Origin of the sequence: Pauljensenia sp. 20925_1_25 (assembly GCF_041433955.1) — a bacterium.
Taxonomy (GTDB): Bacteria; Actinomycetota; Actinomycetes; order Actinomycetales; family Actinomycetaceae; genus Pauljensenia.
Genome location: NZ_JAPWCL010000008.1, coordinates 35,369 through 48,336, shown reverse-complemented (window position 1 = coordinate 48,336; position 12,968 = coordinate 35,369). Strand labels below are relative to the sequence as shown.

General features: G+C 66.1%; 7 protein-coding genes, 4 tRNA genes and 1 CRISPR repeat array (1 of these 12 cut by a window edge). Of the genes, 7 read left to right on the top strand and 4 right to left on the bottom strand.

All coding sequences use genetic code 11. The features are described from left to right. Positions 1-29 precede the first annotated feature (29 nt). A complete protein-coding gene (locus O3932_RS05200; protein ID WP_371536711.1) occupies positions 30-659 on the bottom strand; it encodes a hypothetical protein in 630 nt (209 codons plus the stop codon). Positions 660-690: 31 nt separating this feature from the next. Between O3932_RS05200 and O3932_RS05195 the strand changes: the two genes are divergently transcribed. The 3 genes from O3932_RS05195 to O3932_RS05185 all read left to right on the top strand — a co-directional run bounded on the left by O3932_RS05195 (position 691) and on the right by O3932_RS05185 (position 4,319). Further along, positions 691-762, top strand: a tRNA-Lys gene (locus O3932_RS05195). Positions 763-829: 67 nt separating this feature from the next. Continuing rightward, on the top strand, positions 830-2,935 hold the full coding sequence (locus O3932_RS05190; protein ID WP_371536708.1) for a PfkB family carbohydrate kinase: 2,106 nt from the start codon (positions 830-832) through the stop codon (positions 2,933-2,935). Positions 2,936-3,074: 139 nt separating this feature from the next. Further along, the gene (locus tag O3932_RS05185) at positions 3,075-4,319 is read left to right on the top strand and encodes a multidrug effflux MFS transporter (RefSeq protein WP_034504730.1); all 1,245 of its coding nucleotides are present in this window, start codon (positions 3,075-3,077) and stop codon (positions 4,317-4,319) included. 57 nt (positions 4,320-4,376) lie between these two features. Here the strand turns inward: O3932_RS05185 and O3932_RS05180 are convergent, their stop codons facing one another. The 3 genes from O3932_RS05180 to O3932_RS05170 form a co-directional block, all read right to left on the bottom strand. Further along, the gene (locus O3932_RS05180) at positions 4,377-5,249 is read right to left on the bottom strand and encodes a DMT family transporter (protein WP_371536706.1); all 873 of its coding nucleotides are present in this window, start codon (positions 5,247-5,249) and stop codon (positions 4,377-4,379) included. Then, positions 5,246-5,650: a peptide-methionine (R)-S-oxide reductase MsrB gene (msrB, locus tag O3932_RS05175; RefSeq protein ID WP_314736725.1), complete on the bottom strand. Its 405-nt coding sequence runs from the start codon at positions 5,648-5,650 to the stop codon at positions 5,246-5,248. The genes O3932_RS05180 and msrB overlap by 4 nt, the downstream gene beginning before the upstream one ends. Positions 5,651-5,790: 140 nt before the next feature. Next, positions 5,791-10,551, bottom strand: a complete 4,761-nt coding sequence (locus O3932_RS05170) for a mechanosensitive ion channel domain-containing protein (RefSeq protein WP_371536703.1) — start codon at positions 10,549-10,551, stop codon at positions 5,791-5,793. A gap of 162 nt (positions 10,552-10,713) precedes the next feature. Here O3932_RS05170 and O3932_RS05165 point away from each other — a divergent pair. From O3932_RS05165 to O3932_RS05150, 4 genes are all read left to right on the top strand, one after another. Then, positions 10,714-10,789, top strand: a tRNA-Glu gene (locus tag O3932_RS05165). A gap of 50 nt (positions 10,790-10,839) precedes the next feature. Then, positions 10,840-10,913: transfer RNA gene (locus O3932_RS05160), tRNA-Asp, on the top strand. 28 nt (positions 10,914-10,941) lie between these two features. Then, positions 10,942-11,017 (top strand) — tRNA-Phe (locus tag O3932_RS05155). Positions 11,018-11,215: 198 nt separating this feature from the next. Then, the gene (locus tag O3932_RS05150; protein WP_371536700.1) at positions 11,216-11,824 is read left to right on the top strand and encodes an excalibur calcium-binding domain-containing protein; all 609 of its coding nucleotides are present in this window, start codon (positions 11,216-11,218) and stop codon (positions 11,822-11,824) included. Positions 11,825-11,947: 123 nt separating this feature from the next. After that, positions 11,948-12,968: a CRISPR direct-repeat array (repeat unit 28 nt; unit sequence GGCTCATCCCCGCTCACGCGGGGAAAAC) (it continues 5,351 nt past the right edge of the window).

Genomic DNA, 12,968 nt, shown 5'->3' with positions numbered 1-12,968 from the left:
CGGGCAGCCGCCTGAGTTGGGCAGCCGCCTCAGTCGAGGGTGCCGACGGCCGCCTCGCGCGCAGCAATGTCAAGCTCGTCGGCCGTCACCAGCAGTGCGGAGTGTCGCATGGTGACGCGGTGGGCGAGCGGGTCGGTGGGGTCTTCGATCCACAGGGCCCCGGCCTCGCCGGCGGCGAGGACACGCATGGCGCGCGAGGCCTCGCGCAGCACATACTCGAGGTCATCGTCGGTGAGGTCACCGCGCAGCAGCGAGTCGATCTCCTCCATGATCAGGCTCAGGGAGCGCAGCTCGACGGGGGCTTCGAGGCCCTGGATGATGGGCGCATGCGAGCCATCGGCGTAGCGCTCGGCCACCAGGAGCGGGTCGCGGTGGTACCACTCGTGCAGCAGGTAGACGCGCCATAGCGCCCCGGGGAGCGTGAATTCGGGGCTGCGCGACCACACGTGGGCGATGGTGTCGACGCCGCGAGTGCGCACGGTTTTCCGCAGGCGGGCCACGTCCTCGTCCGTGAATGTCTCGTCGCCGACTCCCATGAGTGCCCACGCGGCGGTGTGCGCGACGGCGGCGAGAGAGGCGGGATCTTCGTCGCCGACGATTGCCTCGGCGCGGGCGGCGTCGAGCATGGCCGGGCGGCGCGGAGTGTTCGATTGGGCCATGAGGACCGCTTCCTTCTACAATGTGGGGTATGGGCCTATAGCTCAATGGTAGAGCAGCGGACTTTTAATCCGTAGGTTGGGGGTTCGAGTCCCCCTGGGCCTACTGCGCGCCTCGGTTTCCCGGGGCGTTTGTGCTATGTGGGCCGCGCTGCCCGCGTTGGAGGTGCATCATGGATCCTCGTTTGTCGCGCGCGTATGGCGCGTTCGCTGGGCTGGCGTTGGGGGATGCGTTGGGGATGCCGACGCAGGCGATGTCCCCGGAGCAGATCCGCGCGGTGTACGGGCGCGTCACGGGACTCGTGGACGGGGATGACTCCCAGCCGTACGCGCCGGGGATGCCGGCCGGTTCGGTGACGGATGACACGGAGCAGGCGCTGCTGATTGCGTCTCTCCTGGTACGAGGCGGGGGTTCCTCCTCGGGTCGCGTGGCACTAGACGCGGGTGACTTCTCCCACGCGCTGCTGTCCTGGGAGGATTCCATGATCGAGCGGGGGTCGCTTGACCTGCTGGGGCCCTCCACGAAGGCGGCGCTCGAGCGCGTGCGGGCGGGCGATGACCCGCTGACCGTGGGTGGTTTGGGCACTACGAACGGAGCAGCGATGCGCGTCACTCCGATCGGTATCGCGGTCTCGACCGCGGATCCGGAAGTGTTCGCGGACGCTGTCTGGTCCTCCTGCCAGGTGACGCATGCGACGCGACAGGGTTTTCAGTCGGCTGCGCTCGTGGCGGCGGCGGTATCGCTTGCTCTTGACTGGCCGGAGGCGTCCGCCTCGGACATGACGACTCTGTTGTGGAAGGCCGTTTCCTACGTTGATTCCCTGCCCGAGCGCGGCGCGTGGACGCCGGATCCGGACGTGGTGGCGGCGACGCGCAGGGCCATGCAGCTGGTCGCTAACCCGGCCTCGTCGTCCCTGGAGTGCCTCGTCGAGCAGATCGGCACGTCTGTTGCCTCGGCGCACGCGATCCCCATGGCGTTCGCGTTGCTCACGCGCGATCCCTCTCCACGTGCCCTGCTGGACGCCGCGAACCTGGGCGGCGACACCGACACGATCGGCGCGATTGCGGGCGCGATCCTGGGCAGTGTGCTCGGGGTCGAGGCCTTCGATCCCGCCATGCTCACCCAGGTAGAACTCACCTCCCACCTCGACCTGCCATCCATCGCCCTCGAGTTGTTGGCACTGCGCGCGGCGAGCGAGCCTGCCACGAACGCTCCCGAGGCCTCCGAGACTGAGAATACGAGCGAGGGCGCTTCCCCCGAGGAGCCGGCCCCGGCCTCGTCCCCCGATTCCGGGGTGGGACGGGTCGTCCTCATGGGGCAGATCCTCGTGGACCTCGCGGTGCGCGGCGACGCCCTTCCGGGGCCAGGAGGTGACGTGTGGGCCGTCGACGAGGGAATGCACGTGGGTGGTGGCTTCAACGCACTCGTGGCGGCACGTCGTATGGGGGCCGAGGCCATCTCCCTCAGCCCGATCGGATCTGGCCCCCACTCCTCGCTGATCCAAGCCGCGCTTGAACACGAGGGGATCACAGACCTCGGACCTCGCATCGCGGACATCGACAACGGGTTCTGCATCGCGTTCACAGACCGCACGGGCGAGCGTACGTTCATTTCCACTAAGGGTGCCGAGACGATGTCGCCCGCGAGCGCGTGGGCTGACTTCGTGCGGACGATGCACCCGGGCGACGTACTCTATATCGACGGTTACCTCATGGACCATCCCGCGAACCGTGAGGCCGCGGAGGCTGCGCTGCGCGTCCTGCCTAAGGGCGTGCGCGTGCTCCTGGACGTCTCCCCCGTCATCGGGATCCCGTCCGCCCTCCCCTCCGACGGCGTCATCGTGTCGATGAACCACAGAGAGGCTCAGGAGATCGCTCGTCAGAGAGGCGATGCGAGCGTTCGTGACCAGTGCCGTCGACCTCGCGAAGCGGCGCGAGCGATGCTCACCACGCTGGGCCGTCCCGTTCTGCTGCGTGCAGGTGCCGAGGGCGCATACTTCGTGAGGTCGTGCGATGCCGCCCTGAGCGCCTCGGACACTGACCCGTCCTACATCCCGACACCTCGCGTCGAGGCGATTGACACGAACGGCGCGGGCGATGCCCACTCGGGAGTCCTGGCAGCCTCCCTCGCCCTGGGTATTCCCATGAAGCGGGCTCTTCTCTTCGCCAACTGCGCGGGAGCACTATCAACGACGGTCGTCGGCCCGGCCTCGTGCCCGACGCGCGAGGAGATCGAGGCCGCGGCGGACGCGCTGGAGGCGAGCAACGACGAGGAGTGAGCGCGGTCGAGGCGTTCGCGCGGAAGGAGCGCTGCCAGCCAGTGCACATGTGTGCACGCCACCGCCTGCGACGTGCAAGATGTGTCAAATATTCAACCGAGTCGTCTATTTAGCGCCACCACGGGTGCACAATCACATCATGACGACAAACGACACCCAGGACCGCGACGGAATCATTGGCGGGGCACTCACGGTTGCCCTGCTGATCACCCTGGCCGTGCAGAACGCCGTGCCCCCGATGGCGACCGACATGTACTCGGCCGCGTTCCCGCAGATCACGGCGGACCTGGCGACGAATTCGACAATGCTCGGGTTCACGCTCACGACCTTCTTCGTGGGCTACGCGACCGGCCAGGTCCTGGGCGGCGCCATCTCGGACCAGATCGGGCGCCGCCGGCCGATCATCGCGGGCGGCATCATCGCCCTGGTCGGATCCATCATCTGTGTGCTGACACCCAACATCTGGGTGCTCCTCGTCGGCCGAGTCTTCCAGGGCCTCGGCGGCGGCGTGGCCTCGTCGGTGGCGCGCGCGATCCTCGTCGACGTCGCGCACGGCAAGACGCTGGCGCGCGCGATGAGCCTCATCCAGGCGATCGTCGGCTTCGCGCCGATGCTCGCCCCGGTCCTCGGCGCGTTCATCATCACGCACGCGACGTGGAGGGTTGTTTTTTGGGCGCTCGCCGCTTTCACGCTGCTCATGGCGGCCCTCGCGTGGTTCGTCGTGCCCGAGTCTCTGCCCGAGGATCGCCGCCACCCCGGCGGTATCCCCCGGTTCTTCTCCGGCCTCGTCCAGGTCGTGCGCATCCGCCCCTTCGTGGGTTTCATGCTCACCAACACCTTTTCGAGCTTCTGTATGTTCGGCTACATCTCGAATGCCACCTACGTGCTACAGGGGCCGCTGGGCCTGTCCCCCATGGCTTTCGCGTGGGTGTTCGCGTTCAACGCGCTGCTCTCGACCGGTTTCGCGTTGGTCAACGTGCGCCTGATCTCGCACTTCACGCCGCGCACGCTCATCGTTACGGGCCTGACGATCGCCGCGACCGGCGTGGTGACGCTGGCGATCTCGACGTTCCTCCTCGACCTGCCGCTGATTCTCACGTGCGTGGGCTTCGCGCTGGTTATGACGGCGAACGCGTTTATCTTCGGCAACTCGGGCGCACAGGCCATGAGCGAGGCGCGCGAGCACGCGGGCACGGCTTCGTCCGTCATGGGCGTGTTCCAGTCGATCGCGAACGGCATCGCCGCTCCCCTGGCGACCTCAGGCGGCGACAGCGCCGTGCCGATGGTGCTCGTCATGATCGTCGGCTCGGTCGGCGCGTGGTTCGCATTCTGGGTGATCGCCCGCGGCGGCAAGCACACGCCGCGCCACCTCAGCCTCGACTGAGAGACCGCGGCGGGATCGCCACTGTCGGATCAGCTGTCGAGAGCCGCAGGGTGCCCATCACTGGCGCGAGGCCAGCCACACCGCGATCGACACGAGGACCAGGCCGATCAGCTCGTAGACGCCGGGGATCTGCCGCAGCATGACGGCACCGACCAGCGCGGACGTGGCGGGCAGGATCGCGGCAAACAGCGCGAACGTGGGTGCTGCCAGGCGACGCATCGCGAGCGCCTCAAACGTGTAGGGAATCGCGGTGGACAGCAGGCCAACGCCAACGACAATCGCGATCAGCTCCCACGAGGCAGTGGCCGCCATCGCCCCCGGCCCGAGGAAGGGCGCGAAATAGAGAGAACCCCACGCGCAGCCGAGCGCCAGGTTCGTGACCCCGTCGCGCGTGGTCGAAGCACGCTGCCCGACGACGATGTAGGCCGACCAGGCGAGGGCCGCGAGGAGGATCCACGCGACGCCGACACGCACGCTCGGCACGCTCAGGTCGAGAGCGAGGCCGCCGATACACGCCACCCCCGCGAACGCGAGGACGGCGGCGATACGCGGCCGCCAGCCACGGCCTCGGAGAACAGCGACCGCGACCGGGCCGATGAACTCGAGTGAGACGGCGGTCCCCAGGGGAATGCGCGCGATTGACTCATAGAACGAGGAGTTCATCGTCAGGATGATGACGCCGAACAGCGCGGAAATCGCCAGGTCCGAGACCGTCAGGCCGCCGCGCCAGGGGCGCTTCCAGGCCAGCAGAACGACCGCGCCCGTCAGGACGCGCCACCACGCGACGGATGCAGGTTCAACGGACGCAAAGGCGACGACGGCGAGCGCCGCGCCCACGTACTGGATGAGGCCCGAGCCGACGATGTAGAGCTGAGGCGGGACGCGGTCGACTACAGAGACGCCGTCAGGGCACCGGGAGGGTGCGTTCACTGGGCGGGCGCGAAGGTCAAGGCCGCCGAGTTCATGCAGTAGCGCATGCCGGTGGGCTGGTCGGGCGCGTCGGGGAAGACGTGGCCGAGGTGGGAGCCACATGTCGCGCAGCGCACTTCGGTGCGGATCATGCCGTGGCTGGTGTCGACGCTCTCGGTGGTTGCGCCGTCGTACGCCTGGAAGAAGGAGGGCCACCCGCAGGAGGAGTCAAACTTCGCATCGGAGTCGAAGAGTTTCGATCCACAGGCCGCGCACGAGTAGGTGCCGACGCGGTCCTCGTCGAGGAGCTCGCCCGTGAAGGGACGTTCCGTGCCCGCCTCGCGCAGCACGTGGTAGCGCATGGGGCTCAGGAGCTTCTTCCACTCGGCGTCGGTGCGGGCGGCAGGATCGGTAGCGTTCATGTGCCCATTGTCGCGCGCCGCCCGCGGCCTCGCACTTTCGGGTGCGGCCGCGGGCGGCGCGGGGATGTTCGTCGCTCTCATCGACGAGGCCGTGGTTGCCTCACGGGGTTCACACCCCTGTCGATGGGCGGCTTGTCAGGCTACTTATTCTTGCCTGCGTTCTTCTTGCCGGATGCCTTTTTGGTGGTTCCCTTCTTGGAGCTGCCCTTCTTGCCGCCCTTCTTCGAGGACGACTTAGCGGGCTCGTTCTCCTCGGAAGCGGAGGCGTCAGCAGCCTCGGCGGAGGCATCCTTATCGGCTGCCTTTTCCTCAGCTTCCTCCTTCACCTCGGGGGCCTCCTTCGCCTCTTTGGTGGTTCCCTTCTTGGAGCTGCCCTTCTTGCCGCCCTTCTTCGAGGACGACTTGGCGGGCTTGTTCTCCTCGGAAGCGGAGGCGTCAGCAGCCTCGGTGGAGGCGTCAGCATCCTCAGCCGACTCTTCCTGCGCCTCGGACGCGGAATCAGCTTCGGCGGAAGCAGCCTCATCAGCCTCCTTTTCCTCAGCCTCCTCCTTCACCTCGGACGCGGACTCAGCCTCGACGGAGGCGTCAGCATCCTCAGCCGACTCTTCCTGCGCCTCGGACGCGGATGTCGCTTCGGCGGAGACGGCCTCATCGGCCACCTTCTCCTCAGCCGACTCTTCCTGCACCTCGGGCGCGGACTCAGCCTCGGCGGAAGCAGCCTCATCAGCCACCTTCTCCTCAGCCTCCTCCTTCACCTCGGACGCGGACTCAGCCTCGGCGGAAGCAGCCTCATCGGCCACCTTCTCCTCAGCCCCCTCCTTCACCTCGGACGCAGACTCAGCCTCGGCCTCGGCGGAAGCGCCAGCATCCTCAGCCGACTCCTCCTTCACCTCGGACGCGGACTCAGCCTCGGCGGAAGCGGCCTCATCGGCCACCTTTTCCTCAGCCTCCTCCTTCACCTCAGGCGCGGACTCAGCCTCATCGGAGGCAGCCTCATCGGCCACCTTTTCCTCAGCCCCCTCCTTCACCTCGGGCGCGGACTCAGCCTCGGCCTCGACGGAAGTGGCAGCATCCTCAGCCGACTCTTCCTGCGCCTCGGACGCGGATGTCGCTTCGGCGGAGACGGCCTCATCGGCCACCTTTTCCTCAGCCTCCTCCTTCACCTCAGGCGCGGACTCAGCCTCGGCGGAAGCGGCTTCATCGGCCTCCTTCTCCTCAGCTTGCCCCTTGGTGGAATCAGCATTTTCAACGGGTTCTTCCGCAGCAGGATGCTCGGCGCTCGCCAGCACGACCGTGTCGCCGACGGCGGGTGCCGCCTTGATCGCCGGAAGGACCTGCGTGTCTGCCTGATCGGGCGTGGGCGCGACCTTGATGGGAGGCATGACGGCGGTCTCCTCGACATCCCGCACATCGGCGGCCGTCGGCGCGGGCGGCTCGGCCAGGGGCTGCGCCTGCGTGGCAGCGCCAGCCGCAACCTTCGTCGCACCCGCGGCCTTCTCAGCGTCACTCGAGGCTGCGGGAGCCGCGGACTGTGCCACGGCCTCGTCGGCGCCGGAGTCCTCGCCGCGCTTGTCGAGGCCGAGGACCGGAACCTGACCGGTCACCGTGCGCAGCATGGCTGCTTCAGCGCCGGTGGGGGCCACCGCTGGGAAGAAATCCATGATCGAGACGCGCGGCGGAACCATCGTCGGAGTCGGACGAATTTCATCCTCGAGGCGCATCTCCTCGGCGACCGCGTACCAGCCGGGGTGGATGTCCGGTTCGTCGGGTCCCTCTGCCTCCGCGGCCTCCTCAGGCTTATCGGCGGGCTTGTCGGTTTCCTGCGCGGGCGCTTCCGGCTGCACCGGTCGTTCCGGCTGCGCAGGCGCTTCCGGTTCCTCCGCGGTCGTGGCCGCGGCTGACTGTGCCCGCGCTTCCTGCTGTGCCGGGGTCGCCGGCGTAGTCGGCTGCGCAGGAGCTACAGCCTGTGCGGGCTTGCCCGACTCGTCCGAAGAGGTTTCCTCCTGCGACGCCGCCATCTCTGCGGGGGTCGGCGCGGGCGGCGGCACAAGCGCAGGCCTGCCGGCGTACACCATGTTCGTGGTGACGGGGTTCTCGGCACCCTCAGCCAACGCTTCGTCGCCCTGTTTCACGGACGTTTCACGAGGCTCGACGGGAGCAGTCACCTGCTCCTTCTCGGTCGAAGGGGCCGCGGCGTCGGTGTCATCATCCGTATCGGACGAGGCCGGGGCATCCTCGGATTCATCTCCGTCGGTCGGCGCGGCAGCGGTTTCCGTTGCGGCGTCGTCGGCAGTCTCAGGTTCCTCGGAAGCGGGATCCTCGACCGGAGTGTCATCCGACGTCGCGTCCTCCGCTTCCTGCGCAGGAGCAGCCTGCTCGGCCTCGGAGGTCTCGTCGGCGTCGTTCTCGGTCGACGCGGTGTCACCGGACGCTTCAGCGGCGGAGTCGGCCTGCTCATCGGCAGGTTCGACCTCAGCGGGTTCGTCCTTCTCGTCCCTGGCGGATTCCTCGGAGGCGGTTGCCGCCTCGTCGGAATCGGACTCTGCAGGAGCGGACTCGCTCGTATCTGTTTCGCTCACGGCTGATTCAGCTGCGGCGGACTCGGCCTGCCCGTCTGGGGACTCGGCCTGCTTCTCGGCAAGTTCAGCCGGGGCGGGCGCTTCACCCTGAGCAGCGTCGGATTCCTCGGTCTCGACGACCGCCGCCTCCACGGTTGCGGCCTCATCAGTCGCGGCAGGGGCCTCGGACTGAGCCTCAGTTTCCTTGCCCTGATCGTCTTTGGCCTGATCTGCTTCAGCCTGACCAGAGTCAGCGGGGGTTTCAGCAGTCTCCGAAACGGACTGTTCGGATGCCTCGGGAGCGGCCTGCGTAGCCTCGGCGGGAGCCTCAGCCTCGGCAGGATCGACCGTTTCGGCAGAGTGAGATTCTTCACCAGCAACTTCAGTCGGCTTAGCGGCAGAGTCAGCCGATGAGGACTGGTTCTGCGCCTTCTTGGTCGCCTCATCGGAGGTAGAAGTCGGCTTGTCGGGACCGGACTTCGCTGTGGCTGCGGATGCGGGCGCCTCGGCCTCGGGAGCGGGAGGCATGGAAGCCTCGGAAGCCTCGACAGGTTCGACTCCGACGGCAGCCAGCGCGGTGGTCGCCTCATCGTCCATGGCCTTGGACTCGGCAGCGTAGCGACGCTCGCGCGCCTCACGGCGATCCTGAACGCGGCGAGAGTTAGCCTCGCGCTCGGCGAAGACCTCCTCGCCAGGGCCGGACAGGGCTGCGGCGCGCTCGTCGGCCTCGACCGAACCGGAGAAGAGACGCTCCCCACGACCGACGGATGTAGTCGTCAGAGTCTCGGTGACCTGCGGGTTCCTGTTACTTGCGGCCTCGATGATCTTGCGCAGCGCGGACTTGGAGATCACCTGAGTCTCGTCGGGAGCGGGTCCCTGTCCCTCGGCCATTTCTCGCTGACGATCAGCCATCGCACGGCGTCGAATCCGCTTTGCCTTGCGGCGTGCGGCAACCATGCGTGCGGCGTGCGCCGCGTCCTTGGGCTGCTCGCGAACGGCCCCCTCAGCGCGGACCGACGAGGCCGCACCACCCAGGGCGGAATCCTGAGACGAGCGCCGTGCCCCACCCGTGTGGGAGGACGACGCGCCCGTCGCGGCCACGGCCTCGTTCGTGCCGGAGATCCCAGCGAGCTCGGCAGCCAAGCGCGCGATGCGTTCACGACTCATGTCTTTTTCGACGGTCACGGTCGCGCGAGGCTCGATGTGCTGGACGGGGCGAGCCCACGGCTCTTCGGCGACGATCCACGCGATGAGGTGCTCGCGCAGGTAAGCACGCAGGTCATTGAGGTTTCCGGAGTTCGTCGCGGACACGAGAACGCGCACGGTGATGGTCTGCGCGTCGGAGTCGGTGATCTGCACGGCCCACGTGCGGCCGTCCCACAGGTCGGTGGCAGCCAGGAGCTTCTCGACCTTCGCGCGGATCAGGGTCATGGGGGCGGACCAATCGAGCTTAAGCTCGACCGTGCCCAGCTGGGCGGCAGCGCGGCGCGTCCAGTTCTCGAAGGGAGTCTGCGTGAAGTAGCGGCAGGGGATGATGAGACGGCGCTCATCCCAGATGCGCACGACCACATAGGAGAGCGTGATCTCCTCAACGGAACCAGTCTCCTGCTTGTCGCTGGCGATAACGACGTCGCCCATGCGGATCGCGTCAGTGAAGGCCAACTGCAGTCCGGCGAAAACGTTGCCGAGGGTCTGCTGGGCAGCGAGACCGAAGATCACGGAAATAACACCCGCGGAGGCCAGGACGGTTGTCATGACCTGGCGGGCGGCGTCGAAGGTTCCGATCATGGCAACCGTGCCAACAAGGAGGACGATCACCTGAACCAAACGGCGCAGGACCTGGGCGCGGGTCTCGAAGCGGCGCGAACGGCCTCGGTCGGCGGCCTGTCGGGCCTTCGCGGCGTCTTCGAAGACCCACGCGGCGGCGTAGCCCATCCACGTCATGCAGGCCAAGCCCGCGATGAGGAGCAGGTGCATGAGGAACGTCGTGACCGATGAGCCACCCCAGTCAGTGAGGCGGGGGTCCACGAGCGCGATCCCGAGTCCGACCCACGCGCCCCACGTGGCGAGCGCGAAGTGAGCGGGGCCGCGCACGCGACCCAGGACCGACGAGGCCATGGCAGACTTCGCCAACGCCTTACGCGCCAGGACGGACAGGATCACCGAGGCGACCAGGCCAAGGACGGCACCGATGATGGGTCCGAGGAACAGGAGGGTCAGGTCGATGGTGGTATCCACGGCTGCCTCCGCGCCAGATTGCGAGTCAGCGGCGGCGCGCGCGAGCGCGCCTGAGGTTTGAGTTGAGATTTGAGTGAGGGCACCGAGTGCTGGTGTCAGAGTCATGCATTAAGGGTAGGCCGGGTAGCTGATGAATTCCTGTGAATTCTGCACAATTGCAATGTTTTTTAGTAACGTGGTGCGCATCACGCTTTTTCGTTTTGACGTATTGACGGACGTCTGCCTAAGATATATCCCGTCTTCGGACGCCAGTTCGACGGCCAAAAGGCCCCCATCGTCTAGCGGCCTAGGACACCGCCCTTTCACGGCGGCGACACGGGTTCGAATCCCGTTGGGGGTACCAGCCGGTCGCACATGTGAACGGCACAATTTAATAGGTCTTACCTATTGTAAGGCCCCGTAGCGCAGTTGGTTAGCGCGCCGCCCTGTCACGGCGGAGGTCGCGGGTTCAAGTCCCGTCGGGGTCGCCGACCAGACCGAATCGGTTCAGGTCTTGGCTCTGTAGCTCAGTTGGTAGAGCGTTCGACTGAAAATCGAAAGGTCACCGGATCGACGCCGGTCGGAGCCACCAGCAAGCCCCGAAGCATTAGCTTCGGGGATTTTTGGTTTTCCGATGCGGAGTGATACTGAGATACGTATCATATCCATTTTTCATTGCCAACTTCACCAACCCGCGAGTCATGGTTACTAGATAGCTATTTTCACCTTTAGAATACCGAACAAGCATATATGCCGTCCGACATACTTGTTTATTTCTAAAGGGGGAACCATGCTGTCTTGGACACGCTGGGCAACGTGGAAGCACATCATTTTCGCGATACTGAGCACACTCGTCGTGGCTGGAGGACTCAGCGCGTGCGATCCCATCGTGCCAGACGTCGTCGGCCAGGCTCTGCCGGATGCAATCCAGAGGCTTGAGAACTCCGGATACAGCCAACTCAGGGTCATCGACAACAGCGGAGCGACGATTACCCAGACACACTATGAGGACGGCTACAAAGTAACCACGCAAGACAAGTCCGGGTCAGACATACCTACGACGACCACGATCACGCTAACTGTTGCCGAGAGTCACATGACATCGCTCATGTCGACTCCTAGCGCATCGCCGAGCAGCAGTCCCCTTCCCACCCATAGCCCTTCCTACACTCCCTCACCAACGCCCACGGCCATCCAAACGATAGAGCAGCCTGCACCAGCGCCCGTCGTTGCACCAGCCCCCGTTGCTCCCACGCACAATGAGGACGACGAGGAGGAGCACGCATACTACGCAAATTGTCGGGAGGCGCGCGCGGCTGGAGCCGCGCCACTCTACGCGGGCGATCCCGGCTATCGTCCGGGTCTGGACAGAGACAGGGACGGCATTGCCTGCGAGTAGACGTACATCTCCCGGAGCCGCCTCCCCTACAGTAAGTGCTCCACGTGGCTGCGCGGGCATCTAAACAAATCCCACCTGGATGAGGAAAACGTATAGTACACCACAACCAAGTTGGATCGATCAGACTTATCCCCGCTCACGCGGGGAAAACATCTGGTCGGAGCGAGGCACCCCTCCAGAGAGCGACTCATCCCCGCTCACGCGAGGAAAACATTGACGCCTGGCAGCTGCCCGAGCGACACGTCGGCTCACCCCCGCTCGCACGGGGAAAACCACAGCAAGGGCGGGAAAGCTCGGACTGTGCCAGGCTCATCCCCGCTCACGCGGGGAAAACGAGTTTTCGGGGGCGAACGTCAAGGTTGTGTCCGGTTCATCCCCGCTCACGCGGGGAAAACGGGGTCTTGCTGTCGACCTCGACCTGCTTGCCGGGCTCATCCCCGCTCACGCGGGGAAAACGGGCAAGAGAGCTCAGATGAGGGCGCTCCGTCCGGCTCATCCCCGATCACGCGGGGAAAACGGGGCCTTTCGGTCTCGTTTGGTTTGTTGTGGCGGCTCATCCCCGCTCACGCGGGGAAAACCCTGTTCAACCGTGGGAATCACTCTCGCTCCCCGGCTCATCCCCGCTCACGCGGGGAAAACAGCATTGCCGTTCAGAACGCCGTCAGGCAGCTCGGCTCATCCCCGCTCACGCGGGGAAAACCCTGCCAGCATCGTGCGCCCGTTCCGCATGCTGGGCTCATCCCCGCTCACGCGAGGAAAACCTATGGGAGGACCGCATCCGCGCCCTCGAGCACGGCTCATCCCCGCTCACGCGGGGAAAACAGTTGCGAGTCTTTGATCGTGAGCTGGGTCGGGGGCTCATCCCCGCTCACGCGGGGAAAACATTCGCGTCCACCCCGAAGTCAATCCACGGCGAGGCTCATCCCCGCTCACGCGGGGAAAACGCTCAGGCAGACTATGGAAGCACAGTTGAACGCGGCTCATCCCCGCTCACGCGGGGAAAACGTTTCTGTGCCTCGCCAGTCGGGGAAGACAGCCGGCTCATCCCCGCTCACGCGGGGAAAACGAATTGAATCCAGTCGATTCGATACCTCATTTGGGCTCATCCCCGCTCACGCGGGGAAAACGGTGACGCGCTGCATGT

What these genes read in the sequence shown, in the direction of transcription:
- O3932_RS05200 (WP_371536711.1), bottom strand. Translation starts at nt 659, where the DNA reads ATGGCCCAATCGAACACTCCGCGCCGCCCGGCCATGCTCGACGCCGCC.
- O3932_RS05190 (WP_371536708.1), top strand. Translation starts at nt 830, where the DNA reads ATGGATCCTCGTTTGTCGCGCGCGTATGGCGCGTTCGCTGGGCTGGCG.
- O3932_RS05185 (WP_034504730.1), top strand. Translation starts at nt 3,075, where the DNA reads ATGACGACAAACGACACCCAGGACCGCGACGGAATCATTGGCGGGGCA.
- msrB (WP_314736725.1), bottom strand. Translation starts at nt 5,650, where the DNA reads ATGAACGCTACCGATCCTGCCGCCCGCACCGACGCCGAGTGGAAGAAG.
- O3932_RS05170 (WP_371536703.1), bottom strand. Translation starts at nt 10,551, where the DNA reads ATGACTCTGACACCAGCACTCGGTGCCCTCACTCAAATCTCAACTCAA.
- O3932_RS05150 (WP_371536700.1), top strand. Translation starts at nt 11,216, where the DNA reads ATGCTGTCTTGGACACGCTGGGCAACGTGGAAGCACATCATTTTCGCG.